At 72.4% G+C, this 23,908-nt stretch carries 23 protein-coding genes and 1 pseudogene; 17 read left to right on the top strand and 7 right to left on the bottom strand.

Annotation, left to right across the window (positions count from 1 at the left end; translation table 11 throughout):
- Nucleotides 1-2 precede the first annotated feature (2 nt).
- Nucleotides 3-509 (bottom strand): SET domain-containing protein-lysine N-methyltransferase, encoded by a 507-nt coding sequence (locus ACLJQF_RS45690; RefSeq protein WP_410616672.1) that lies wholly within the window; start codon nucleotides 507-509, stop codon nucleotides 3-5.
- Nucleotides 510-698: 189 nt separating this feature from the next.
- Between ACLJQF_RS45690 and ACLJQF_RS45685 the strand changes: the two genes are divergently transcribed.
- A complete protein-coding gene (locus ACLJQF_RS45685; RefSeq protein ID WP_410616671.1) occupies nucleotides 699-1,589 on the top strand; it encodes a S1 family peptidase in 891 nt (296 codons plus the stop codon).
- A 212-nt stretch (nucleotides 1,590-1,801) separates the two neighbouring features.
- Here the strand turns inward: ACLJQF_RS45685 and ACLJQF_RS45680 are convergent, their stop codons facing one another.
- Nucleotides 1,802-2,626: an alpha/beta hydrolase gene (locus ACLJQF_RS45680; RefSeq protein ID WP_410616669.1), complete on the bottom strand. Its 825-nt coding sequence runs from the start codon at nucleotides 2,624-2,626 to the stop codon at nucleotides 1,802-1,804.
- A gap of 513 nt (nucleotides 2,627-3,139) precedes the next feature.
- On the opposite strand from ACLJQF_RS45680, the gene ACLJQF_RS45675 reads away from it, so the two are divergent.
- Genes ACLJQF_RS45675 through ACLJQF_RS45660 form a run of 4 tightly spaced genes read left to right on the top strand, consistent with a single transcriptional unit; the run spans nucleotide 3,140 to nucleotide 6,665 of the window.
- The gene (locus ACLJQF_RS45675) at nucleotides 3,140-3,799 is read left to right on the top strand and encodes a response regulator (RefSeq protein WP_410616668.1); all 660 of its coding nucleotides are present in this window, start codon (nucleotides 3,140-3,142) and stop codon (nucleotides 3,797-3,799) included.
- On the top strand, nucleotides 3,796-4,887 hold the full coding sequence (locus tag ACLJQF_RS45670) for a sensor histidine kinase (RefSeq protein WP_410616666.1): 1,092 nt from the start codon (nucleotides 3,796-3,798) through the stop codon (nucleotides 4,885-4,887). The genes ACLJQF_RS45675 and ACLJQF_RS45670 overlap by 4 nt, the downstream gene beginning before the upstream one ends.
- Nucleotides 4,888-4,935: 48 nt before the next feature.
- On the top strand, nucleotides 4,936-6,228 hold the full coding sequence (locus tag ACLJQF_RS45665) for a cation:proton antiporter (RefSeq protein ID WP_410616665.1): 1,293 nt from the start codon (nucleotides 4,936-4,938) through the stop codon (nucleotides 6,226-6,228).
- Nucleotides 6,225-6,665: a hypothetical protein gene (locus ACLJQF_RS45660; protein WP_410616663.1), complete on the top strand. Its 441-nt coding sequence runs from the start codon at nucleotides 6,225-6,227 to the stop codon at nucleotides 6,663-6,665. The genes ACLJQF_RS45665 and ACLJQF_RS45660 overlap by 4 nt, the downstream gene beginning before the upstream one ends.
- A 65-nt stretch (nucleotides 6,666-6,730) precedes the next feature.
- Here ACLJQF_RS45660 and ACLJQF_RS45655 read toward each other — a convergent pair whose 3' ends face one another.
- Entirely contained in the window at nucleotides 6,731-7,351 is a 621-nt protein-coding gene (locus ACLJQF_RS45655; RefSeq protein WP_410616662.1) for a hypothetical protein, read from the bottom strand.
- A gap of 116 nt (nucleotides 7,352-7,467) precedes the next feature.
- On the opposite strand from ACLJQF_RS45655, the gene ACLJQF_RS45650 reads away from it, so the two are divergent.
- On the top strand, nucleotides 7,468-8,394 hold the full coding sequence (locus ACLJQF_RS45650) for an anti-sigma factor RsbA family regulatory protein (protein ID WP_410616661.1): 927 nt from the start codon (nucleotides 7,468-7,470) through the stop codon (nucleotides 8,392-8,394).
- On the opposite strand, the gene ACLJQF_RS45645 is transcribed toward ACLJQF_RS45650, so the two are convergent.
- Together ACLJQF_RS45645 and ACLJQF_RS45640 are read right to left on the bottom strand one after the other, a co-directional pair.
- Nucleotides 8,366-8,494, bottom strand: a complete 129-nt coding sequence (locus ACLJQF_RS45645) for a phosphatase PAP2 family protein (protein ID WP_410616700.1) — start codon at nucleotides 8,492-8,494, stop codon at nucleotides 8,366-8,368. The two genes, ACLJQF_RS45650 and ACLJQF_RS45645, sit on opposite strands and share 29 nt — an antisense overlap.
- A gap of 226 nt (nucleotides 8,495-8,720) precedes the next feature.
- Nucleotides 8,721-9,401 carry a TetR/AcrR family transcriptional regulator gene (locus tag ACLJQF_RS45640; protein WP_410616660.1) on the bottom strand — a complete coding sequence of 227 codons (681 nt, stop codon included), beginning with the start codon at nucleotides 9,399-9,401 and terminating at the stop codon, nucleotides 8,721-8,723.
- Nucleotides 9,402-9,533: 132 nt separating this feature from the next.
- Here ACLJQF_RS45640 and ACLJQF_RS45635 point away from each other — a divergent pair, with 132 nt between their 5' ends.
- Together ACLJQF_RS45635 and ACLJQF_RS45630 are read left to right on the top strand one after the other, a co-directional pair.
- Nucleotides 9,534-10,466, top strand: a complete 933-nt coding sequence (locus tag ACLJQF_RS45635) for an NAD-dependent epimerase/dehydratase family protein (protein ID WP_410616658.1) — start codon at nucleotides 9,534-9,536, stop codon at nucleotides 10,464-10,466.
- A 60-nt stretch (nucleotides 10,467-10,526) separates the two neighbouring features.
- A pseudogene (locus tag ACLJQF_RS45630) lies at nucleotides 10,527-12,093 on the top strand (IS1182 family transposase).
- Nucleotides 12,094-12,316: 223 nt separating this feature from the next.
- Here ACLJQF_RS45630 and ACLJQF_RS45625 read toward each other — a convergent pair.
- A complete protein-coding gene (locus ACLJQF_RS45625) occupies nucleotides 12,317-12,742 on the bottom strand; it encodes an STAS domain-containing protein (protein WP_410616656.1) in 426 nt (141 codons plus the stop codon).
- A gap of 304 nt (nucleotides 12,743-13,046) precedes the next feature.
- Here ACLJQF_RS45625 and ACLJQF_RS45620 point away from each other — a divergent pair, with 304 nt between their 5' ends.
- The 9 genes from ACLJQF_RS45620 (at nucleotide 13,047) to ACLJQF_RS45580 (ending at nucleotide 22,933) form a co-directional block, all read left to right on the top strand.
- On the top strand, nucleotides 13,047-14,519 hold the full coding sequence (locus tag ACLJQF_RS45620; protein WP_410616654.1) for an aldehyde dehydrogenase family protein: 1,473 nt from the start codon (nucleotides 13,047-13,049) through the stop codon (nucleotides 14,517-14,519).
- Between the two features lie 92 nt (nucleotides 14,520-14,611).
- Nucleotides 14,612-15,715, top strand: a complete 1,104-nt coding sequence (locus ACLJQF_RS45615; protein WP_410616652.1) for an NAD(P)-dependent alcohol dehydrogenase — start codon at nucleotides 14,612-14,614, stop codon at nucleotides 15,713-15,715.
- Between the two features lie 11 nt (nucleotides 15,716-15,726).
- Nucleotides 15,727-17,253, top strand: a complete 1,527-nt coding sequence (locus tag ACLJQF_RS45610; protein ID WP_410616651.1) for an acyl-CoA synthetase — start codon at nucleotides 15,727-15,729, stop codon at nucleotides 17,251-17,253.
- A complete protein-coding gene (locus ACLJQF_RS45605; protein ID WP_410616650.1) occupies nucleotides 17,250-18,026 on the top strand; it encodes a crotonase/enoyl-CoA hydratase family protein in 777 nt (258 codons plus the stop codon). Before ACLJQF_RS45610 ends, ACLJQF_RS45605 begins: the two co-directional genes overlap by 4 nt.
- Nucleotides 18,023-19,954, top strand: coding sequence for an acetoacetate--CoA ligase (locus ACLJQF_RS45600; RefSeq protein ID WP_410616648.1), 1,932 nt, complete (start codon nucleotides 18,023-18,025; stop codon nucleotides 19,952-19,954). The genes ACLJQF_RS45605 and ACLJQF_RS45600 overlap by 4 nt, the downstream gene beginning before the upstream one ends.
- Entirely contained in the window at nucleotides 19,951-20,937 is a 987-nt protein-coding gene (locus tag ACLJQF_RS45595; RefSeq protein ID WP_410616646.1) for a 3-hydroxyacyl-CoA dehydrogenase NAD-binding domain-containing protein, read from the top strand. Before ACLJQF_RS45600 ends, ACLJQF_RS45595 begins: the two co-directional genes overlap by 4 nt.
- 13 nt (nucleotides 20,938-20,950) lie before the next feature.
- Complete coding sequence (gene couO, locus ACLJQF_RS45590) at nucleotides 20,951-21,817, top strand: 4-hydroxyphenyl-beta-ketoacyl-CoA hydrolase (protein WP_410616645.1); 867 nt, start codon at nucleotides 20,951-20,953, stop codon at nucleotides 21,815-21,817.
- Nucleotides 21,818-21,892: 75 nt separating this feature from the next.
- The gene (locus ACLJQF_RS45585; RefSeq protein ID WP_410616699.1) at nucleotides 21,893-22,111 is read left to right on the top strand and encodes a DUF2188 domain-containing protein; all 219 of its coding nucleotides are present in this window, start codon (nucleotides 21,893-21,895) and stop codon (nucleotides 22,109-22,111) included.
- A 90-nt stretch (nucleotides 22,112-22,201) separates the two neighbouring features.
- Complete coding sequence (locus tag ACLJQF_RS45580) at nucleotides 22,202-22,933, top strand: hypothetical protein (protein ID WP_410616643.1); 732 nt, start codon at nucleotides 22,202-22,204, stop codon at nucleotides 22,931-22,933.
- 138 nt (nucleotides 22,934-23,071) lie between these two features.
- Here the strand turns inward: ACLJQF_RS45580 and ACLJQF_RS45575 are convergent, their stop codons facing one another.
- Nucleotides 23,072-23,818 carry an ATP-binding protein gene (locus ACLJQF_RS45575; RefSeq protein ID WP_410616642.1) on the bottom strand — a complete coding sequence of 249 codons (747 nt, stop codon included), beginning with the start codon at nucleotides 23,816-23,818 and terminating at the stop codon, nucleotides 23,072-23,074.
- Between the last annotated feature and the right edge of the window lie 90 nt (nucleotides 23,819-23,908).

Below are 23,908 nucleotides of genomic sequence, written 5' to 3'. Positions count from 1 at the left end.
CGTCACGCCCCGACGGGTTCGGCGAGGCGGCCGTCGAGGACGGCCAGCAGGTACGGCGAGAGCAGCGGGCGCAGGGCCTCGCGCCGCCCCGCCGTCAGGTACCGGAAGCCCTGGATGTCGCCGTCGCAGCGCTCGCCGCCACAGCGGCACGGGAACGGCTCGGCCATGTCGTACTCGGTGCTGGCGTAGTGGAAGGTGATCTCCGACCAGGCGGGGATCGGGCGCAGGCTGAGCACCGACCGGTCGCGGATCACCGCGGCCGGTTCGCAGGCGTGGTTCATGAAGCGCCAGTAGTAGCGGTCGAGCACCTCTTCCAGCGAGCAGCCGGCGGGCAGGTCGACGTGCTGCTGCTCGTCGAGTTGGACGGTGTAGCGCGTCGGCGTCGCCGTGAGCTCGCCGTCGAGGGTGAACAGCAGGGTGCCGGCGGGCACCGCCTGGTTGGTGACCAGCCGGTACTCGCCTTCGCTGCGGACGACGGCCGCCCGCCGCGTCTCCATGATCTCGGTCATCCGTGGCCTCCTGGGAGTGTTCGTCTGCCAGGCCCACGCACGCGCGTTCCGGGGAGTTCACGATCACGGCCGCGGCGCTCTCAGTGTTCTCTCAACGACCGGTTGCTACCGATCCGGCTGAACCGGCCGCCCGGCCGGGCCGTGGACCACTACAGGAAGTGGATCAACGGTTACGGAGGTCACCCCGCCATGCGCTCCCGACACAGGAAGATCAGCCGCGGCAAGATCCTGGCCGCAGCCGCCGCCGTCCTGGCCGCCGGCACCGCGGCCATCGCCCTCCCCCAGGCGAACGCCGCCGGCAACGCCGGCACCGACACCGCGGCACAGGCGACGACGCAGGCAACGGCCATCACCGGCACGGCCTGGGCGGTCGACGCGCGGACCGGCGAAACGGTCGTCACCGCCGACAGCACGGTGCAGGGCGCCCAGTGGGACAGCCTGCTCGCGGCCACCCGCGGCAAGGCGGTCCGCGTCGAGCGGACGCCCGGGGTGCTCAGCCTGTTCGCCGAAGGCGGCGACGCGATCTTCGCCGGCGGGGCCCGCTGCTCGCTCGGGTTCAACGTGACGACGAACAGCGGTCCCGGCATCCTCACGGCCGGCCACTGCGCCGCCGCCGGCCGCGCGTGGTCGCTGACCCAGGGCGGGCGGGCGGTGGCCACGCTCAAGCAGTCGACGTTCCCCGGCACCGGCGACTTCGCCCTGCTGACCTACGACAACGCCGCGACCAGCGCCCCCAGCGTCGTCGACACCGGCGGCGGCCGGACGGTGGCCATCACCCGCGCGGCCGCGGCCCAGGTCGGCAGGCAGGTGTCCCGGATGGGCAGCACCACGGGGCTGCACAGCGGCCGGGTCACGGCCCTCGACGCCACGGTCAACTACCCCGAAGGCCGGGTCACGGGCCTGATCCAGACGACGGTGTGCGCGGAGCCGGGCGACAGCGGCGGTTCGCTGTTCACCGACGACGGCAGCGCGATCGGCGTCACCTCGGGTGGCAGTGGCAACTGCCGCACGGGCGGCGTGACGTTCTTCCAGCCGGTGACCACGGCATTGGCGGCAGTCGGCGCCCGCATCGGAAACTGACCCACACCCCGACGGCAAGGAACAGCCAACTCACCGCCCGGAACGGCCAACTCACGCACCGGAACGGCCAACTCGCCGGCGGTGTGGGTGAGTTGGCCGTTCCGGTTGGTGAGTTGGCCGTTCCCGCGGGTGAGTTGGCCGCCGGGGTGGTGTTGCTGCCGGGGCTGGGGTGTTCTCGGCCGGCGCAGACGCCCCCGCACGGCCGCGGCAGGCTACCCGCGTGGGTGCTCGAACACCTCGGCCGCGAAGGCGAGCAGGTGCGGAAGCGTCGCCCGGGCCGTGCGCCAGGTGTGGCCGAAGCCGTCCTCGGTGTGCACCGTCGCCTGCTGACCCCGCGAGCGGAACGCCTCCCCGATCCGGCGCGCGTCGGCAACGTCACCGGGCGCTCCCGTTCCCGCCGCGAGGAAGGCCGCGACCGGCCGCGGGAACGGCATCGTGCGCAGGTACTCCCGTGGCGTGTTGGCGTCCGCCGACGCGCCGAGGGCCGTCCGGTTCTCCGGCGTGTCGTAGGGCATGCTCAGCAGCAGCGCGCCGAATTCGGCGGTGTGGTGCAAGCCGATGTTCAACGCCGCGAAGGCGCCCCCGGACATGCCGCCGAGGGCGCGGTGCTCCCGGTCGGCCAGCGTCCGGTACCGGCGGTCGACCGCGGTCACCACGCTGCGTGCCAGGTACGTCTCCAGCCGCGGGCCGCCCGGTACGTCGAGGCCTTCCCGGTTGCGTCCCGGCTTGCCCGCGCTGAGGTCGACGCTGACCACGATCATCGGCGGGAGCGCCCGGCTCCGGTAGAACAGCCGCAGCGTTCCCGGGGCGTCGCCCGCCGCGAGCCAGTCCTCGGGGCCGCCGGGGCTCCCGTGGACCAGGTAGACCACCGGGTACCGCCGGTTCGCGTTCGCGGCGTCGGTGTACCCGGGTGGGAGGAGCAGGAAGTTCCGGCCGGACAGCACGGCGTTGGCCGGGTCGGCGATGACCATCCGCTCCACCGGCGGGGCGTCCGGGTCGGCCGGGTCGGCGAGCCGGATCCGCTGGGTCCCGGGCATCGAGCGTCGTCCTCGAACAGCCGCCCGATCCCGTGGAACGGGCCGCCGCCGCGCTGCAGCAGCAGAACCAGGTCCGGTCCCGAGCGCAGGTAGCCGACGTGGGCGTTGACCGCGGCGGTCGTGGCCAGCAGGACGCACACCGCGGTCACGGCGATCCCGCACCGGCGCGCGCCGGGGTGGCGGCGCACGAGGACGGTGACCGCCACGCAGACGCCGGCCGCCAGCGCGCAGCCGAGCCAGATCCACGGCGACTCGAGCGGCCCCGCTTCCCGGGCGTGGCGGATCACCTCGGCCGGCACCGACGCGCTCATCGAGGGGCCGGTTCGCCGTCTTGGCTGTCCACTGGGGACTCCTTCCGTCGGGCTCCATCGTGGCCGCCCGCCACCGGCCGCCGGCACCGGCGACCCGGCCCGAACTTTCCGCCGACCGGCTGGTGCGCTTCAGCCGGTCGGCGGTCCGCGGCCGCCGGGCTCCGGGTGGCGGGCCCGGGCCGCTCCCGGCGAAACTGGGCGCATGGTTCGAGTGGTCGTCGTCGACGACGAGGAGCTGGTGCGTTCGGGTTTCCGCCTCATCCTGCAGGCGGCGGGCGACATCGAGGTGGTGGCGACCGTCACCGGCGCGCAGGCGGTCAAGGAGGTGGGCCTGCAGCGCCCCGACGTCGTGCTGCTCGACATCCGGATGCCCGACGTCGACGGCCTGACCATCCTGCGGCAGCTGCGCGGCCTGGCGGACCCGCCGGTCGTCGCGATGCTCACCACGTTCGACTCCGACGAGTACATCGCCACCGCCCTGCGGTCCGGCGCGGCCGGGTTCATCCTCAAGGACACCGCGCCCGAGCAGCTGGCCCAGCTCGTCCGCACGCTGGCCGCCGGGGGCGTCGTCCTGTCGCCGAAGGTCACCCGGACGGTGGTCGACGGCTACCTCGACTCGGGCGCCGGTTCCGCCGCGGCCACGCAGGTCGGCCGGCTCTCCGACCGCGAGCGCGCGGTGCTCGTCCTCATCGCCGACGGACTGTCCAACACGGACATCTCGCGCCGGATCCACGTCAGTGTCGGCACCGTGAAGGACCACGTGTCCGCGATCCTGACCAAGCTCGGCGTCGGCAGCCGCGTGCAGGCCGCGCTCGTGGCCCAGCGCGCGGGCCTGCTCGCCGACGGCGAACCCGCGTCGTGAACCGGGCGCAGACCGTCCTCGCCGACGCCGGGCTGATCGCCCTCGCCGCCCTCGACGCGGTGTTCAACCAGCCCTCCGATCCGCTGACGATCGCCGCCGCCGCCGTGGCCGTCGGCGCGCTGCTCGTCCGGCGGCGGTGGCCCGTCCCCGCCTTCGTGGTCACCCTGCCCGCTCTGGTCCTGCTGGGGTCGGTGATCGCGACGCTCGTCGCGCTCTACGTGGTCGCCGTGCGGTATTCGAACCGGGTCCTGCTCACCACCTGCGGCCTGCTCGCCGCGGCCGGCTACTTCGTGCCCGGCCTCGAATTCGCGTACCAGCGCACCGACCTCGCGCTCACCCTCATCTACGCGACGATGACCGCGGCGGCGCCGATCTTCTTCGGCAGGCTCGTCCACGCGCGGCAGGAACTGGCGCTGCGGCTGGAGGACATCCGCCAGGCGCGCGAGCACGAGCGGGAGCTGGACGCCCAGGCGATCCTGGCCGCCGAACGCAACCAGCTCGCCCGCGAGATGCACGACGTCGTCTCCCACCAGGTCAGCCTGATCGCCGTCCAGGCGGGCGCGATGGGGGTCTCCACCTCGGACCCGGATCTGAAGGCGGCGGCCGAGAACGTTCGCCGGCTGTCGGTGGACACGCTCGACGAGCTCCGGCATATGGTCAACCTCCTGCGCGCCTCCGGCAGTTCGGCCACCGAACTGGCCCCGCAGCCCACGCTGTCCGATCTGGACCGCCTGATCGCCGGCAGCGGCATCGAGTGCCGCCTCGAGGGCACCGCACCGGGCGGGATCGACACGGCCGTCCAGCGCACCATCTACCGGACCGTCCAGGAAGCTCTCACCAACGTCCGCAAGCACGCCCCGGGCAGCACCGCGACCATCGAGTTCACCCAGGAGGACACCGACCTGACCGTGACCGTCGGCAACACCGCCCCCACCCGGCCGACCCTGCCGCTGCCCAGCGCCCGGCACGGGCTCGTCGGCCTCCAGGAACGCGCAGCGCTGCTCGGCGGCACGGTCCGGGCGGGTCCCCGCGCCGACGGCGGCTACCGGCTGCAGCTGCGCCTGCCGCTACCGACCCGGCACCGCTAGTCCTCTGTAGACAGATCCTTCGTCCGCCGCCCGAAAACCCGAGGTCCCATGAACACCCTGTATCTCGCGATCGCCGCCGCCCTGGTGGTCCGGTCCCTGCTGGCCTCGCGCCTGGACCGCTGGTACCTCGGCGCGCCCCTGGTCATGGTGCTGGCGGGGGTCGCGGCCGGCCTCTTCATCGAGGACTCGATCAGCGCCGTCCTCAACACCCAGGCCGTGCAGCAGGTCGCGGAGATCATCCTCGCCGTGCTGCTGTTCACCGATGCCACCGAGGTGCGCGGCGGACGGCTCTGGGGCAGCTCGCCGGGCTCGGTGGCCCGGCTCCTCCTGATCGCGCTCCCGCTGAGCCTCGGCCTGGCGATGGTGCTCGGCTGGGCGCTGTTCCCCGGGCTGTCCTGGCCGGTCCTGCTGCTGATCGCCGGGGTCGTCATGCCGATCGACTTCGCCCCGGCCGAGCGCCTGGTCCGTGACCGGGCCGTCCCGGCGCGCGTGCGCAGCGTGGTCAACGTCGAGAGCGGGTACAACGACGGGATCGTCTCCCCGCTGTTCCTCTTCGCGCTCATCCTGGCGGGCGACCACGACCAGCACCGGACCCCGCTGGCGGCGCTGGGAACCGTGGTGCCCTTCGCGCTGAAAGCCGTCGTCGCGGGGGTGGTGATCGGCGCGCTGCTGGCGTGGCTGATGGACCGGGCCCAGCGGCGGAACTGGATGACCGGGCAGTCGTCCCGCGTCGCCGTCCTGCTCGCCCCGCTGCTGACCTACACGGTGACCGTCGGCATCGACGGCAACGGCTTCGTGGCTTCGTTCGTCTGCGGCATCGCGTTCCGCTACGTCCACCGGCAGGCCCAGGCGCACTTCCTCCGCAGCGCACCGGCCGAGCGGCGCACGGGCGGGCTGGTCCTCGGCCCGGACCTGCGGCTGCTGGAGGACGTCACCGCGCTGCTGACCACGGTCATGTGGTTCATGGTCGGGGTGTCGGCGGTGCTCATCGTCTCGCTGGGGGTGTCGTGGCAGGTGCTGCTGTTCTGCGCGCTGGCCCTGACACTCGCCCGCGTGCTGCCGGTCCTCCTGTCCCTGGCCGGCTCGGAGTTTTCGCCACGGGAGCGGCTCCTGGTGGGGGTGCTCGGCCCCCGCGGGACGACGTCGATCGTGTTCGGGCTGCTGGCGTTCAACCGCCTGCCGGAGGGCGGGACCGCGGACACCATCCTGGCCATCACGGTCACGTGCGTCCTCGGCAGCGTGCTGCTGCACGGAGCCGGCGCCGAACCGGCGAAACGCTTCCTGCGCGAACCGGGTACGGCGGTCAGCGAACGCGGGCTCCGGCCGGCGGAAGCGCCATGACCGGCTCGCGGCTGCTGGAGGTCCTCCAGCAGCTCCGGGCGACGCGCACGGCCGAGGACACCTGGCAGCTGAGCGGATCCACCTGGCAGGCGACGGTGCTGGTCAACCCGGGCCACTGGCTCGGCGTGGAGTTCGAGGCCCGCGACCCGGTGACGGGCCGGCGAACCACGTACGACATCGACACCGATCTGTACGACATTTCGCAGGAGTCGCAGCGCGAATTCGCCGGGGAGATCGAACGCGACATCATCGAGTTCCTTCAGAATCTGAGGCGGGGAGCGGTTCTGCGCGGGAACGACGGGGCGAAGTTCGTGCTGGTGTTCCCGTTGGACGGTGCGTACGTCCGGGTGGTCCAAGGGCGCTTCCTGACGAAGGCTTCGACGCACGCCGACCTCCAGGCGGCCCAGAACGGCGGCGACTACGTTCCGCTGGACTGACCAGCGGGATACACCGCGGCCGTGGGCTTTCTGCGGTGTCGCGTTGAACTTGACCTGACGCCGCGCTAAACCAGCAGGATCTGCTCCAGCAGATCCGGCCCCGAAACCAGCAGGAACCCCGCCAACGCCATCGGCACCGTCCACCCCGCCACCCGCACGGCCTGCGGGCGCGACCGGATTCCCCGGGCCAGCACGAGCCCGAGCGCCAGCAGCGTCGCGACCGCGAACACGATCCCGTCGGTGCGGTCGGACCGGCGGACCACCTCGCCGATCACCAACCCCGCCGCGAGCGCCGTGCTCACCGTGCCGCGCACGTCTTCGCGGCCGATCGGGCCGAACACGAGCCCCGCCGCCGTGCCCGCGACCGCCGCCAGCACGCACCAGAGCACGATCTGCTCGGTGCTGATCAGGTACGGCATTCCCGGGTACTTGACGCCGTACATGACGTCCTTGCCGTAGTAGAACGCGAGCACGGCCGCCACCAGGGCGACGATCGCGCGGGCGATCGCCCGGCCGTCGCGGGCGCCGGGGACCACCGCCGCCAGCAGGGCTATCCACAGCGTGAACGCGTGCGCGAGCGGCCGCAGCGTCGGGCTGTAGTACGCGTACGCCCCGAACGCCCCCGATACGAGGCCGCCCAGCAGCGCCGCGCCGTCGGACATCGTGATGCGGCGCGTCTCCAGCACACTGACCCCCAGGTCGAAGCGAAGATCGCCACTGTAGCGCCGAGTGACCGGGGGTCGCCCGATCCGGGGGTGGGTTCGCGCATACTGGTGACGTCACCCGTGGAAGGAGAGGCGGCTTGAGCGCAACCGCGAAGACGGGCGCATTCGGGCACCCCGCGTTGTTCTACCGGGGAGCCGCCGAATACCTGGCCGGCACCGTGCCGTTCGTCTGGGGCGGCCTCGCCGCGGACGAGCCGGTGGCGGTCGCGGTACCCGGGGACAACCTCGCACTGCTGCGGCGGGAACTCGGCACCGACGCCGCCCGGGTGCGGCTGCTGGACATGACCGAGGCCGGGCGCAACCCCGCCTGGATCATCCCCGGCGTGCTGCGCGCCTTCGCCGACAGCCATCAAGGCCGGCCGGTGCGGATCATCGGCGAGCCGATCTGGGCGGCACGCTCCGCCGTCGAGTACCCCGCCTGCGCCCAGCACGAAGCCCTCATCAACCTCGCCTTCACCGGCCGGGACGGGACCATCCTGTGTCCCTACGACGCCGACACGCTCGCCCCGGACGTCCTCGCCGACGCCGAGGTCACGCACCCGGTCCTGGTCGACGGCGCCGGGCGCCGCCCCAGCCCCGGTTACGATCCACTCGGCCTCGTCACCCGGTACAACCAGCCGCTGCCCGTGCCGGACGGGGCCTTCGAGCTGGCCGGCACCACCGACCTCGCCGCGGCCCGTGCGCTGACCCACGTCCGCGCGGCCGCCTGCGGGCTGGGCGACGCCCAGGTCGCCGACGTCGAGGTGGTCGTCACCGAGCTGCTGTCCAACAGCATCGAACACGGCAGCGGGTCCGGCACCGTCCGGTTCTGGGGCGGCGACGGCGAGTTCGTCTGCGAGGTCCACGACCACGGCCGGCTCACCGACCCCCTGGCCGGGCGCCACCCCGCGAGCCCCTACCAGCCGCGCGGCCGCGGGCTGCTGCTCGTCAACCAGCTCGCCGACCTCGTCCGCCTGCACACCGGCGACGACGGCACTACCTTCCGGGCGTACTTCCGCGCCTGAGCCGGCGGTGCACGAGCCCACCCGCGACGGCGCCGATCGCGACGCCGCCGTACACGTCGGTCGGCCAGTGCGCCCGCGTCCGGAGCCTGCTGTAACACACGGCGGCCACCGTCGTCGCGTGCGTGGACGGGAACGCCGGGCGGCCAGGCCCCACCGGTGATCAGCACCGGTCCGCGGTTCGTGAAGGCCACCTTGAGGAAGTTGTACTTCGTGAAGGTGGCCTTCACGAACTTTGCTGCTGCGCGGGTGAGGCGCGGGACGTGGAGAGCGTGGCCGCGGACCGCGAGCTGGGGTCAGCGTCGGCTCCGCCACCCGGACCGCAAATGTCACGGCAGGCCGGCGACGTCCGCCATCAGGCTCAGGTGGTGCTCGAAGTACTCGGTGCGCGCCTGGATCATGTCGTCGAGCCGGTGGAAGACCTCGAAGTTGAGCTGGCCGAACAGGTGCGTCCAGGCGAGCAGGGCCCGGTCCAGGCGTTCCTCCGGCAGTTCGGTGGCCTGCTCGTCGATCAGGCGCCGCAGGTCGGTGCGGACGAGCCCGGGCAGCGGCCCGCCGGGCGGGCTCGTCTTCGCGGGGAGGTCGCCGACGACGGCGGCGAGCAGGAGGATCACCTTCGACGCGGGGGCCACGGTTTCCGGCGGGGCCGCGTAGCCGGGCACCGGGTTTCCGTACAAGAGACCGTATTCGGCCGGGTGCGCGAGCGCCCAGGATCGCACCGCGTGGCACACCGCCAGCCACCGGCCGCGCAGGTCCTCGCGCGGCAGCGCCGCTTCGGCGTCCTCGGCCGCCGTCCCCAGCCCTTCGTAGGCGTCGATGATCAACGCGGTCAGCAGGGCGTCGCGGCTCGGGAAGTACCGGTACAGCGCGGACGGGACGATGTCCATGTCCCTGGCCACGGCGCGCAGCGACAGGTTCGCCCCCTCCACGGCGAGGCGGCGGCGGGCCGTTTCCTTGATCTCCTGGTGCATCTCCGAGCGGACCCGGGCGCGCAGCGACGAGGCGGACATGCCCCCAGTGTCGCACAGACCGAGAACACCCGAACTAGCCGAGAACAGTGTTCTTGACGGCAGCGCGGCCATCCCAGTACGGTGTTCTTATCCGAGAACAGTGTTCTCCTCCTGGGTGGAAAAGAGATCCTCATGTCCTTGCACGTCGTCGTCGGAGCCGGCCCGGTCGGCACGGCCACCGCTCGGCTTCTCGCGTCCCGTGACGAAGAAGTCCGCCTGCTCAGCCGCAGCGGCAGTGGCCCGGAGATCGAAGGCGTCCGGCGGGTCGCCGCCGACGCCACCGACGCCGCCACCCTCGCTCGGCACGCCGACGGCGCGGTCGCGCTGTACAGCTGCGGCGGCCCCGCCTACCACCAGTGGGCCACCGGCTGGCCTCCGCTCGGCGCGGCTCTCCTGCGCGCGGCCGAGGCGAGCGGCGCCGTGCTCGTCACGACCGGCAACCTGTACGCCTACGGCGCCGTCGACGGCCCGATCACGGAGCAGCTGCCGATGCGGCCCAACTCGGTGAAGGGCGAAGTGCGGGCCAAGCTGTGGGCGGACGCGCTGGCCGCGCACGAGGCCGGCCGGATCCGCACGGCCGACGTGCGCGGGTCCGACTACCTCGGTGCGGGCGCGCTTTCGCTGTTCACCGCGATGGTGCTGCCGAAGGTGCTGGCCGGCAAACGAGCCTCGGTACCGGCCGACCTGGACGCCCCGCACAGCTGGACCCACGTCGGCGACGTCGCCCGCACCCTGGTCGCGGTCGCGGCCGACGAGCGGGCCTGGGGCCGGCCGTGGCACGTGCCGACCGCACCGGCGATGTCCCTGCGCCGACTCGCCGGGCGCGCCGCGGAACTGGCGGGCGCACCGGCGGCCCGCGTCGCCACGATGTCCCCCTTCGTACTGCGCCTCGGCGGGCTCTTCAACCCGATCGCGCGGGAGACGGTGGAGATGCAGTACCAGCTGCGGCGCTCGTTCGTCCTCGACTCTTCGGCCGCGACGGCGGCGTTCGGCATCGAGCCGACCCCGACCGACGAGGCGCTGCGCGAGACGATCGACGGGTTGCGTGCACCCGCCCGCGCCTAGGAGTGTGCTGAATAACCCGCGAGTCTCCCGGGCCGGTAGCCGGGCTGGGAGGATCGTGGGGTGCAAGGTGCTGGCGGTGCTGATCCTGATCTGATGGATGCTGCTGCGCTGGTCGGGCATCTGGTTCCGGCGGGCAGTGTGTACGCGTTCTTGGCTGAGCACCGGCAGGTGGTGTTCCCGGCGGAGTTGTTCGAGGATCTGTTTCCCAGTTCGACCGGGCGGCCGAGCCTGCGGTGTGAGGTGGCGGCGTCGGTGCTGGTGTTGCAGACCTTGCAGGATCTGTCCGACCGGGAGGCCGTGGCCGCGGTGCGGTGCGATATCCGGTGGAAGGTCGCCTGCGGGCTGCCGCTGGATCACGAGGGATTCCACCCCTCGACGTTGACCTACTGGCGGCGTCGGCTGGCCCGCTCGGACTGCCCGAACCGGATCTTCGACGCGGTCCGCGCAGTGATCGCGGAAACGGGTGTGCTGCAGGGAAAGACCCGGCGTGCGCTGGACTCGGTGGTGCTCGATGACGCGGTGGCCACCCAGGACACGATCACCCAGCTGATCGCCGCGATCCGCCGCGTGGGCCGCGAGGTCCCCGGCGCCGCGGAGATCATCGCTATCGAATGCGGTGCGCACGACTACACCGATCCAGGAAAACCGGACATCGCGTGGGATGACAAGCAGGCCCGTGAGGCACTGGTGTCCGCGCTGGTCGGCGACGCGATGACGGTGGTCGCCGCGTTCGCCGGGACTGACCTGAAGGACAAGGCCGAGCAGGCGGTGGCGTTGCTGGCGCTGGTCGCCGGGCAGGACGTCGAACCCGCGGAGGGCTCCGATGGCACCGACGGGCGGTGGCGCATCGCGCGGAAAGTTGCCGAGGACCGGGTGATCTCGACCGTGGACCCGCAGGCCCGGCACGTCCACAAATCCGTGCACCACCGCCAGGACGGCTATAAAGGCCACGTCGCGATCGAGCCGGACACCGGCCTGTTCACCGACGGGCAAACTCGCCAAGGCCTCCGGCGCCGACAACCACGAAGCCGTGATCGGGCCGGACCTGCTCGACGGGGAACAGACCGGCGGCGGGCTGGAGGTGCTCGGTGACTCTGCCTACGGCACCGGCGAGGCCCGCGCCGCCTGGGGCGAGCGCGGGCATACCGCGATCATCAAACCGGGCCCGCTGTGCCCCGCGGTGCCTGGTGGCTTCACCACCGATGACTTTGCTGTTGATGACGCCTCCGGCACGGTGACCTGCCCCAACGGTGTCACCCGGCGGATCACCCGGTCCCGGGCGGTGGTGTTCGGCACCGCCTGCCGGGACTGCCCGTTGCGTGCACGGTGCACCACCGCCAAGACCGGCCGGACCCTGAAACTGCACCCCCACGACACGCTGCTGCGCCAGGCTCGCCGCGACTGGCGCACCGACGAGGCCCTGCGGGCGACCTACCGGCAGCACCGCCCCATGGTGGAACGGTCGATCGCCTGGCTGATCGGACCGAAGGGCCGCTGCCGCAAACTCCGCTACCGCGGGGTCGACGCCAACGACCTGTGGCTGCACCTGCGGATGGCTGGGTTGAACCTGCGCCGCTTGCTCAACCTCGGCCTCACCCGCCACCACGGAACCTGGGCGACGGTCTGACGATCTTGGCCCAAGGGTCGAGGACCTCAGAGACCCGCTTGCACCGCCCGTCACGCGCCATCAGACTGGTCACTGGCGGGAAGAACGACCACGTAGTCGACCCTCCGGGGCCTGACCTAACGCCGCACAGACGGCCTTGTCGGCGTTCTTCCCGCCCCAATCACCCCTTATTCAGCACACTCCTAGCGGCGAACCCGGAGATCACCTGGGTGCCGAGAAGCAGTCAGCTCTGGCTGTGGATCTCCGTCGCGCGTTCCCACCCGGACGGCAGCCGGCTGACGTTCAGCGCGTGGTCGAGCCCGCTCGCCGACAACGCGCGGCGCACCACCCGGTTGTCACCGGTGACGATGCGCAGGGTCGCGTTCTCGCGGACCACCCGCGCCTGGATGCCGCCCAGGGCCGCAAGACCCGCTCCGTCGAGGAAGTCGACTTCGGAGAGGTCCAGCACGAGGACCGGGAACCTGCGGTGGGCCCAGGTGCTGAGCGCCGAGCGCACCTGGGGCGCACTGTCCACGTCGAGCGCACCTCGGATGCGGACCATGACCGCGCCGAAGTACGGGCGGATGACCTGGATGTCGGACGCTGTGCGCTGTGCGCGCTTCGACGGCGCTACGGGGATCGCCGTCGCGGGGGGCTGGACGACTAACATTTCCACGCCTCATTCACAGATGACGTGACGAGCGGGTCTTCGGCCAACCCGCTCGGTCGCTGGCAAGTCGGGGGACGGATGCTGCTGAACCGCACTTCGCAGCGTAGTCCTTGATCCGAACGGCGCAACCCCGCCAACGGCCGAACCGCCTACCCCCGCACGCGGCCTGTACACGCGCAACTCAAACCGCCTATCCGAGTGAATCGCCGTCGCCGCGAACCCTTGACAGGGACCGGCTCCCCGCCGCATCCTGATGCATCTCAGGGTTCCTGATATACATCCCGCTCAGTGAGGAGTCGGACCGATGACCGCAGTGCAGGAGCGGCCGGGCATCCGGCCCCGCCCGGACGTCGAACCGGGCAGGCTGTTCATCGGCGGCCGGTGGACGGAAACCGAAGACCGCTTCGACGCCGTCGACCCGGCCACCGGGAAGATCCTCACCTCCCTCGCCCGCGCGTCGGCCGCCGACGTCGACGCCGCGGTGGCCGCGGCCCGGCAGGCGGCCGGAGCCTGGGCCGCGACGCCGGGCCGGGAGCGGGCCCGCGTGCTGCACCGGGTCGCGGACCTGGTGCGAGCCCGCGCGGACGAGATCGCCGCCGTCGAGAGCGCCGACGTCGGCAAGCCGATCTCGCTGTGCCGGGCGGTCGACGTCGAGACCGTCGCCGAGCAGTACGAGTACTACTCGGCCCTGGCGCAGGGCGTGGACGGCGCGACGCGCCAGATCCCGATCCCTTCGCACGCCTACACCCGCCGCGAACCGCTCGGGGTGGTCGCCGCGATCACCCCGTTCAACTTCCCGCTGATCCTGTCCACCTCGAAGATCGCGCCCGCGCTGGCCGCCGGGAACGCCGTGGTGCACAAGCCCGCCGAAGACACTTCGCTCAGCGCGCTGCTGATGGCCGGGATCCTCGCCGAGGCCGGCGTGCCGGACGGCGTGCTCAACGTGGTCACCGGCTTCGGCTCGGAAATCGGGGAAGCCCTGGTGAGCCACCCCGGCATCGACAAGATCGCGTTCACCGGCTCCACCGCGGTCGGCCGGCACGCGGCGAGCGTCGCCGGGCAGCACCTGAAGCCGGTCACCCTCGAGCTGGGCGGCAACGCCGCGCACATCGTGTTCGAGGACGCCGACGTCGAGCAGGCGATCGCCGCGGCGATCAAGGCGTTCGTCTTCAACACCGGCCAGTTCTGCATGGGCGGGCCCCGGCTGCTCGTCGCCGACGCGCTCTACGACACGGTGCTGGGGGCACTCGCCGAAGCCGTGCCGCACGTGCCGGTCGGCGACCCGTTCGACCCCGCGACGGTGGTCGGCCCGATGGCGGGCGAGCGGCACCGGGCGAAGGTGGAACAGTACGTCGAGCAGGCCCGCGCCGACGGCGGCCGGATCGTGGCCGGCGGCGGGCGGCCCGACATCGAGGGCGGCTGCTACTTCCAGCCGACGGTGATCGCGGACCTGCCGGAGGATTCCCGCGTGATCCAGGAGGAGATCTTCGGTCCGGTGCTGACCGTGCAGCGCTTCACCACCGAGGACGAAGCGATCGCCATGGCCAACAGCACGCCCTACGGCCTCGCCGCCGGGCTGCAGACGACGAACCTCGCCCGCGCGCACCGCGTCGCCGCGCGGCTGCAGGCCGGGATCGTCTGGGTCAACGACTGGGCGATGCTCGACCCCGCGATCCCCTTCGGCGGCGTCAAGGACTCCGGCTTCGGCCGCGAATACGGCCCCGAATCCCTCGACGCGTACACGCGCACGAAGTCCGTCGTCATCTCCCTCGCCTGACCTGCCGCGGCCGTCGTGAGTGGTAATTCGGGTTAGAACCCTAATTACCACTCACGACAAGGTGACCACCCTCGTTCAGGAGGAGACCCCCCATGCCCACCACCACCGCGGCCGTCGTGGAGTCCGCCGGCTCCGGGTTCACCCTCGGCGAAGTGGCCCTCGGCGAGCTGCGCCCGGACGAGGTCCGGGTCCGGATCGTCGCCACCGGCGTCTGCCACACCGATCTCGGCGTCGCCGCCGGCGCCCTGCCGTTCCCGCTGCCCGGCGTGCTCGGCCACGAAGGCGCCGGGATCGTCGAAGAGACCGGCGCGGCGGTGACGCGGGTGCAGCCCGGCGACCGGGTCCTGCTCAGCTACACCTCCTGCGGCCGCTGCGCGAACTGCCGTGACGGCCACCCCGCCTACTGCGAGACCTGGCTGCCGGCCAACCTGCTCGGCGGCCGGCGCCCGGACGGCACGACCCCGATCTCCCGCGACGGCACCCCGCTCGGCGGGCACTTCTTCGGCCAGTCCAGCTTCGCCGGGCACGCCGTCGCCGACGAACGCAGCGTCGTCAAGGTCGCCGCCGACGCGCCGCTGGACCTGCTGGCCCCGCTCGGCTGCGGCATCATGACCGGCGCCGGCGCCGTGTGGAACGTCCTCGCCCCGCGACCGGGCGCCACGCTGCTGGTCACCGGCGCGGGCGCGGTCGGCCTCTCGGCGGTGATGGCCGCCCACCTGACGCCGGCGACCCGGATCGTCGCCGTCGACCGGGTGGCGGCCCGGCTCGCGCTGGCCCGGGAGCTCGGCGCCACCGACACGATCGACACCGGCGCCGAGGACCTCGCCGAGACGGTCGGCAAGCTGACCGGCGGCCGCGGGGTCGACGGCGTCGTCGAAACCACCGGCAACGCCGGGGTCCTGGGCACGGCGATCAGCACGCTGGCCGCGCGCGGCACCGCGGTCGTCGTCGGCGCCCCCGCGTTCGGCACGACGGTGCCCGTGGACGTCAACTTCCTGCTCCCCGGACGGCACGTCGTCGGCCTGACCATGGGTGACGCGGACACCCAGGCGCTGGTGCCGACACTGGCCGAGCTCGTCGCCGCGGGCCGGTTCCCCCTCGAAAAGCTGGTCACGCACTACGAGTTCGGGCAGATTCAGCAGGCAGTGGACGACATGCTGAGCGGCACCACGATCAAACCGGTGCTCCGCTGGTGAAGGAGGGAACCGTGAACCGGCCCGATTTCGGCTTGGGGAGCTGGCCCGCGCGGCGGGCGCGGATCAACCCGGACCGCACCGCGCTGGTGGAGGCCGGCCGGTCGCTCACCTACGCCGGGCTCGCCGAGCGGGTGCAAAGACTCGCCGGCGCGCTCACCCGGCGCGGCGTGCGGCCGGGCGACCGCGTGGCCTACCTCGGCGTCAACGCCATCACCGTGTTCGAGACGCTGTTCGCCACCGCCCGCTGCGGCGCGATCTTCGTCCCGCTCAACTACCGGCTCTCCCCCACCGAGATCCGGTACATGCTCGACGACAGTGGCGCGTCGGTCCTCGTGCACAGCGCGGACACCGCCGGCCTCGTCGCGTCGGCGGGTGCGCTTCCGGACGGCGCCGTCCTCGCGACCGAGGGGGACTTCGAGGCGGAAATCGCCGAGGGCGGGCCGGCGGCGGACACCGTGGTCCGGCTGGAAGACCCGTGCCTGCTGCTCTACACCTCCGGCACCACCGGACGGCCGAAGGCGGCGATCCTCACCCACGGCAACCTCACCTGGAACACCGTCAACCAGCTCGCGCACCTCGACGTCCTGGGCACCGACAAGGCGTTGTGCATCGCGCCGCTGTTCCACTGCGTCGGGCTGGGCCAGATCACCCTGCCGACGCTGTTCAAGGGCGGCAGCGTCGAGCCCGTGGCCAAGTTCGATCCGGGCACCATCCTCGCCCGGATCGGCGAGGCCGGGATCACCAGCTTCTCCGCGGTCCCCACGATGCTGGAGATGATGTGCCGCCACGAGGACTGGGACCGCACCGACCTGAGCTCGCTGACCTGCGTGCTCTACGGCGGGTCGCCGGTGGCCGAGCGCGTCGCCCGCGCGTGGCTCGACCGCGGCGTGAAACTGCTGCAGGGTTACGGCATGACCGAGGCCGCCCCAGGCGTCTCGATGGCCACCCACGAAGGCACCCTCGACCACCCGGTCGCCGCCGGGGTGCCGCACTTCTTCACCGACGTGGCCGCGCTCGGCGCCGATTTCACGCCGCAGCCGCTCGACGGGACCCCGGCCGAGCTGCTCGTGCGCGGCCCGCACGTCTTCGGCGGCTACTGGAACCGGCCCGCCGAATCGGCAGCGAGCTTCGTGGCCGGGGACTGGTTCCGGACGGGCGACGTCGTCCGCGTCGACGACGACGGCTGGGCCCACGTCGTCGACCGGGTCAAGGACCTGATCATCTCCGGCGGGGAAAACGTATACCCGGCCGAGATCGAAGCGGTCGCCGCCCGGCTCGACGCGGTCGACGCCTGCGCCGTGGTCGGGGTGCCCGACGAGCGCTGGGGCGAGGCCGGCGCGGCCTTCGTCGTGGTGCGGCCCGGGGCGCAGCTGGACGAACCGCAGTTCCGTGCCCACCTCGAACGGCACCTGGCGCGCTACAAGGTTCCCAAGCACGTGCAGTTCACCGACACCCTGCCCCGCAACGCCACCGGCAAGATCCGCCGGGTCGAACTGCGCACCCTGGCCGCCGAAACCTTCACGAACGGACCCGCATGACCAGCCCTCTCCTGCCCCCTTCGCTGCGCCTGGAGCTGCGGGACGACATCGCCGTGCTGCGGCTGGCCCGTCCCGAGAAGCGCAACGCCCTCGACGACGCGACCGTCCTCGGCATCGAGTCGTTCTTCGGCGCCCCGCCGCCGGGGGTCAAGGCCGTCGTGCTCGACGCCGTGGGCGACCACTTCTCCGCCGGGCTGGACCTTTCCGAGCTGACCGAGCGCGACGCGTTCGAGGGCCTGGAGCACTCGATGATGTGGCACCGCGCCTTCGAGCGGCTCGAACGCGGGCGGGTCCCGGTGGTCGCCGTGCTCAAGGGTGCGGTCGTCGGCGGCGGCCTGGAACTGGCGGCCGCCGCGCACATCCGCGTCGCCGAGTCTTCGGCGTTCTACGCCCTGCCGGAGGGGCAGCGCGGGCTGTTCGTCGGCGGCGGCGCGTCGGTGCGGGTGCCGCGGCTGATCGGCGCGCACCGGATGGCCGACATGATGCTCACCGGCCGCGTGCTCGACGCCGACGAGGGCCACGCCGCCGGGTTGTCGCACTACCGCGTCGAAAACGGCCTGGAGCACGCGCTCGGCCTGGCTCGCAAGATCGCGTCGAACTCGCCGATCACCAACTTCGCCGTCCTGCAGGCCCTCCCCCGCATCGCCGAGGCCAACCCGGCCGAGGGCTACCTGATGGAGGCGCTGATGGCCGCCGTCGCCAGTGGCAGCGCCGAGGCGAAGGAAAAGATGCAGGCCTTCCTCGAAAAGCGCGCCGGAAAGGTCGGCCGATGATCCTGCGCCCGGTCGCGCCCGACGTCCGCGAAACCACCGAGATCGGCCGGTACCTGCGGTGGCTGGCGGACCGTGGGCACTCGTTCGACGACTACGCGGAACTGCACCGCTGGTCGGTGACCGACCTCGACGGCTTCTGGTCCTCGATCACGGACTTCTTCGGCGTCCGCTTCCACACCCCGGCCACCGCGGTGGTGCCCGACCGCCGGATGCCGGGCACCGAGTGGTTCCCCGGCGCCACCCTCAACTACGCCGAACACACCCTCGGCCACGGCCCGGACGACGAGGCCGCGGTCATCGCCTACTCCCAGACGCGAGAGCGCACCGAGCTCACCTGGGCGCAGCTGCGCGACCAGGTCGCCCGCGCCCGTGCGGGGCTGGCCCGGCTCGGCGTCGGGCGCGGCGACCGCGTCGTGGCGTACCTGCCGAACATCCCGGAAGCCGTGGTCGCCTACCTCGCCGTCGCCAGCCTCGGTGCGATCTGGGCCTCCTGCGCCCCCGAGTTCGGCGCCCGCTCGGTCGTCGACCGGTTCGGCCAGATCGAGCCGCGGGTGCTGCTGACGATCTCCGGCTACCGCTACGGCGCCAAGGACGTCGACCGCCGCGCCGAGGTCGCCGAGATCCGCGCGGGCCTGCCCACGGCAGAGCACGTCGTGCACGTCCCCTACGGCGGCCACGACCTGCCCGGCACGCTCGCCTGGGCCGACCTGCTCACCGAAAGGGCGCCCGGGTTCGAGCCGGTCGGTTTCGCACACCCTCTGTGCGTGCTGTTCTCCTCCGGCACCACCGGCAAGCCCAAGGCGATCGTGCACGGCCACGGCGGCATCCTGCTGGAGCACCTCAAGAACCACGGCCTCAGCTGGGACCTGCGTCCGGGCGACCGGATGCTCTGGTTCTCCACCACCGCTTGGATGATGTGGAACGCCCTGGTGTCGGGGCTGCTCACCGGCGCGTCGATCGTGCTGGTCGACGGCAACCCGCTGCACCCGGACCTGGCCTGGCAGTGGCGCCTGGCCGAGGAGACCCGCGCGACGCTGATGGGCGCGAGCCCGGGATTCCTGATGGCGTGCCGGAAGGCGGGCCTCGACCCGGCCGCCGAGTACGACCTGTCCGCGCTGCGGCAGCTCGGCGCGGCAGGCAGCCCGCTGCCCGCCGAGGGCTTCCACTGGGTGCACGAGCGGTTTCCGGGCGTCCTGCTCAACGTCGGCAGCGGTGGCACCGACGTGTGCAGCGGCATCGTCCAGGGCAGCCCGCTGCAGCCGGTCCGGGCGGGCGAGATCTCCGGCCCCTGCCTCGGCGTCGACGCCCAGGCGTTCGACGAGCACGGTGCGCCGGTGGTCGGGGAACTGGGCGAGCTGGTGATCACCGCCCCGATGCCGTCCATGCCGGTGGGGTTCTGGGGCGACGACTCCGGTGAGCGCTACCGCGAGACGTACTTCTCGACCTATCCCGGGATCTGGCGGCACGGCGACTGGATCCGGTTCTCCCCCGAAGGAAGCTGCGTCATCGCCGGCCGCTCGGACGCGACCCTCAACCGGGGCGGGGTCCGGCTGGGCACCGCCGAGTTCTACGCCGTCGTCGAGGAACTGCCGGAGATCGAGGACTCCCTCGTCGTACACCTCGAAGACCCCGCGGGCGGCAACGGCGACCTCCGGCTGTTCGTGGCGCTGCGGTCCGGCACCGAACTCGACGACGCCCTGCGCGCCAGGATCGCGTCGACGTTGCGGACGGCGCTGTCGCCACGGCACGTGCCGGACGCGATCACCGCCGTGCCGTCGATCCCCCGCAACCGCACCGGGAAGAAACTGGAGCTGCCGGTGAAGAAACTGCTCCGCGGGGCGCGGCCGGACGACGTCGCCGCGCGCGACGTCCTGGCCGATCCGGCGTCGCTGGACCCGTTCGTCGCGCTCGCCGGAGGACCGGCATGACCGTCCGGATCACCTCCTCCCCCGGCGGCCGCGCGCCGAAGCCCGGCCCGGTCGCCACCGTCGCGGTCGTCGGGACCGGGGTGATCGGGGCCGGCTGGGCCGCGCACTTCCTGGGCCGCGGCTTCGACGTCGTCGCCACCGATCCGGCGCCCGGCGCCGAAGACCGGCTGCGCGCCGACGTCGCCGCGCACTGGCCCACCCTGATCCGGCTCGGTCTCGCCGAAGGCGCTTCACAGGACCGGCTGAGCTTCGCCACCGACGCCGGCACCGCCGTGTCGGAGGCGGATTTCGTGCAGGAGAACGGACCCGAGCGCGAAGACGTCAAGCACCGCCTGTTCGGCGTGCTCGACGAGGCCGCGCGGCCGGAGGTGATCCTGGCGAGCAGCTCGTCCGGGCTGCTGCCGAGCGTCATCGCGCAGGGCTGCCCGAAGCACCCCGAGCGGGTGGTCGTCGGGCACCCGTTCAACCCGCCGCACGTGATCCCGCTCGTGGAGGTCGTCCCGGGCCGGGAAACCGCGCCCGAGGTCGTCGACCGCGCCGTCGAGTTCTACACCGCGGCCGGCAAGCGGCCGATCCGGCTGACGCGCGAGGTGCCCGGCCACGTCGCGAACCGGCTGCAGGCCGCGCTGTGGCAGGAGGCGTACTCCCTGGTCCAGCGCGGCGTCGCGACGGTCGCCGACATCGACGCCGCCATCGCCCACGGGCCCGGCCTGCGCTGGGCCGTGCTCGGCCCGTTCGCCAACCAGCACCTCTCCGGCGGCGCGGGCGGGCTCGCGCACGTCCTGCGCCACCTCGGCCCGCCCACCGAAGAGTGGTGGCGCGACCTCGGCCGCGTCCACCTGACGCCGGAGCTGGCCGAGTCCCTGGTCGCCGGGGTCGACGCCGAGCTGGCCGGCACCGACCACGACCGGCTCGTCGCCGCCCGCGACGCCGTCCTCGACCGTCTGCTGGCCGCCAAGGCCGCGCAGCCCGACCTGCCCTGACCTGGAGCTACTCGTGGATCTTTCCTCCCTGACCGCCATCGACGTCCATACCCACGTCGAACAGGACGGCCACGGCTGCTTCGCCCTCGACCAGGAACTGCTGGACGCGTCGGAGAAGTACTTCCGCGCCGGCCAGGACCGCACGCCGACGGTGACCGCGATCGCCGAGCACTACCGGGCCCGGAAGATGGCCGCCGTCGTCTTCACGGTCGAGGCGCCGGCCGCGACCGGGCACCCGGCGCTGTCGAGCGAGGAGATCGCCGACGCCGCCGCCGAGCACGCCGACGTGCTCATCCCGTTCGGCTCGGTCGACCCGCACGCCGGCAAGGCGGCCGTGCTGCGCGCGCGGCGGCTGGTGAGCGAGCACGGGGTGCGCGGGTTCAAGTTCCACCCGAGCCTGCAGGCGTTCGAGCCGAACGACGTCCGGTACTACCCGCTCTACGAAGCGATCGCGGAGCTGGGCGTACCCGCCCTGTTCCACACCGGGCAGACCGGCATCGGCGCGGGCCTGCCGGGTGGGCACGGCATCAAGCTGCGCTACTCGAACCCGATGCTGCTCGACGACGTCGCCGCCGACTTCCCGGAGCTGACGATCATCCTGGCGCACCCGTCGGTGCCATGGCAGGACGAAGCGATCTCGGTGGCGACGCACAAGGCGAACGTCTACATCGACCTGTCGGGCTGGTCGCCGAAGTACTTCCCGCCGCAGCTGGTGCGCGCGGCCAACACGCTGCTGAAGCGGAAAGTCCTGTTCGGATCCGACTTCCCGGTGATCACCCCGGACCGCTGGCTCGCCGACTTCGCCGGACTGGATCTCAAGGACGAGGTGCGGCCGCTGATCCTCAAGGACAACGCCATCAAGGTACTCGGGCTGGTCTGAAGCGCCGGAGCACGTTTGTCCGCTACGTCCCCGGGCACCCGCAGCCTTCCAGGTCTCACGATGGGAGGCGGCGTCGTGGCGGAGGGTGACGTGCACACCTACTACGAAGACGGACTGTGGAAGAACCGCGTCGAAGGCGGCCGCCGGGCGTCCAACACCTCTCCCCGCCGCGTCGACGCCGTGCTGGCGGGGCGGCAGATCGCGCGGAAGCGCGGGGTCGGGCACTTCGTCCACACGCCGGAGGGCGAGGTCGAAACCGAACGCGATTTCCGCCCCCGCCGCCAGGTGCGCTGACCTTCGTCACGGCGGCTGTAACGGATCACCCGTTCGGACGATAGCCCGTTCGTGTCCGGGGACGCCCCGGCCTTCACGAACGGACTACCCATGCCTCGCCTCCGCCTGGCCGCGCTCCTCGCGGCCGGATCCCTCGCCATCGCCGGCTGCAACGCCGCTCCGGCCACCCCCGCCCCAGCCGCGGCCGGCACGCCGACGTCCGCGACGTCCACGGCCCCGGCGGCCCCGGCCCTCGACGCCACCAAGGTGGGCGCGGCCATCTCCGACGCCGCGAAGCAGGCTTCGGCCGTGCACGTCAAGGGCACGATGGCCCAGGACGGCAGCACGATCAACCTGGACCTGCAGCTCAACCCGGACAGCGCGAGCGGCACGGTGGTGAAGGACGGCCTCGAGATCCCGGTGCTGCGGATCGGCGACAAGTACTACTTCAAGTTCACCGAGTCGCTGGTGAAGCAGTCCGGCGCCCCCGCCGCGGCCGCCAAGCAGATCACCGGTAAGTGGGTGTCGTCGACGGCCAAGATCGGCGAGAGCATCGCCGGCGCGTTCAAGGTGTTCCTCGACTACAAGTCGTTCACCCAGGGCACGCTGGGCGAACTGGAGAAGTCGACGTTCAAGGGGGGCGAGCCGACAACCCTCGCGGGAGCGCCGGCCCTGAGCTTCACGAGCTCGGACGGAACGGCCACGGTGGCGGCGACCGAGCCGCACTACCTGCTGCGCATGTCGGACCCGAAGAACGGCGCGATGGAGTTCAGCGACTGGAACAAGCCGACGACGGTCTCCGACCCGCCGGCCGCGGAGATCTACTCCGGTCCGGGTGCCTGACCGCCTTTGATCGGGAAGGCCGTCGCCGGGGCAGCGAACGCCCTGGTGGCGGCCTTTCGGCGTTCGGAGGCCGGGGTTCCGCGGCGCCTCGACGGCGAGGCCGGGCGGCCGCACCGTCGTCCGGCACCCCGGCGTTCCCTAACGAGCCAGCAGGGCCCACACCGTCTTCCCCCCGGACCGCGACCGGCTGCTCCCCCACCGTCTCGCGACCTTCGTGATCATCCGCAGGCCCATGCCCACGTCGGCCAGGTCCAGCCCCTCCCGCAGCACCGCCGGCCGCCGGCTTTCGTCCGACACCTCCACCGACAGCGACCGCCGGCGCAGCTCCAGCCGCAGTCGCGGCGCGGAATCCGTGTGGCGCAGCGTGTTCTCGACCAGTTCCGTCGCGATCAGCTCCGCGTCCTCGGCCAGCTCCGGCACCATCCACTCCGCGCAGACCCCGCGGACGAACCCGCGGGCGCGCGCCGACGTGCGCGGCGAGCGGTCCAGCAACCGGCCCATCCGGCGCCGGGCCGGGCGGGTCAGTGCCGCCTCGGCCGCGTCCGCGTCCGGGTACACCGGCACCCCGCTCTCCGCGAGCACCGTCCGCTGTTCCGGGCGCCCGGTCACCAGGGCGAACGGGATGGCCGGCCAGTCGCCGACGCGCAGGGCGATCAGGGCGAACACCCTGATCAGCGCCCGGTCGCGCAGTTCGAGGCGCTCGATGTCGATCAGCACGCCGTCCTCGGAGTCCGCCGCGAATTCGAGCAACCGGTCGCGCAGCTGCGGGTACGTCGTCCGGTCCAGCACGCCGACGACCGAGGCCATGGCCAGGGCACCGAGCCGGGGCACCAGCCAGACCGAATTGTGCCGGGCGAGCACGGTGACCACCTCCTCCACGATCACCCGATCGGATAGCCCGTCCGGAATCCGTCAAACACGGCGATTCCCCCGGCGCCCGCTCCCGCGGTGTCTTGAATGAGTCATTCAGGGCTT

The sequence above is a fragment of the Amycolatopsis sp. lyj-109 genome (genome assembly GCF_046548995.1).
Classification (GTDB): Bacteria; Actinomycetota; Actinomycetes; order Mycobacteriales; family Pseudonocardiaceae; genus Amycolatopsis.
The sequence above is the reverse complement of the archived record's forward strand: the minus strand, read 5'-3'. Positions and strand labels throughout refer to the sequence as shown.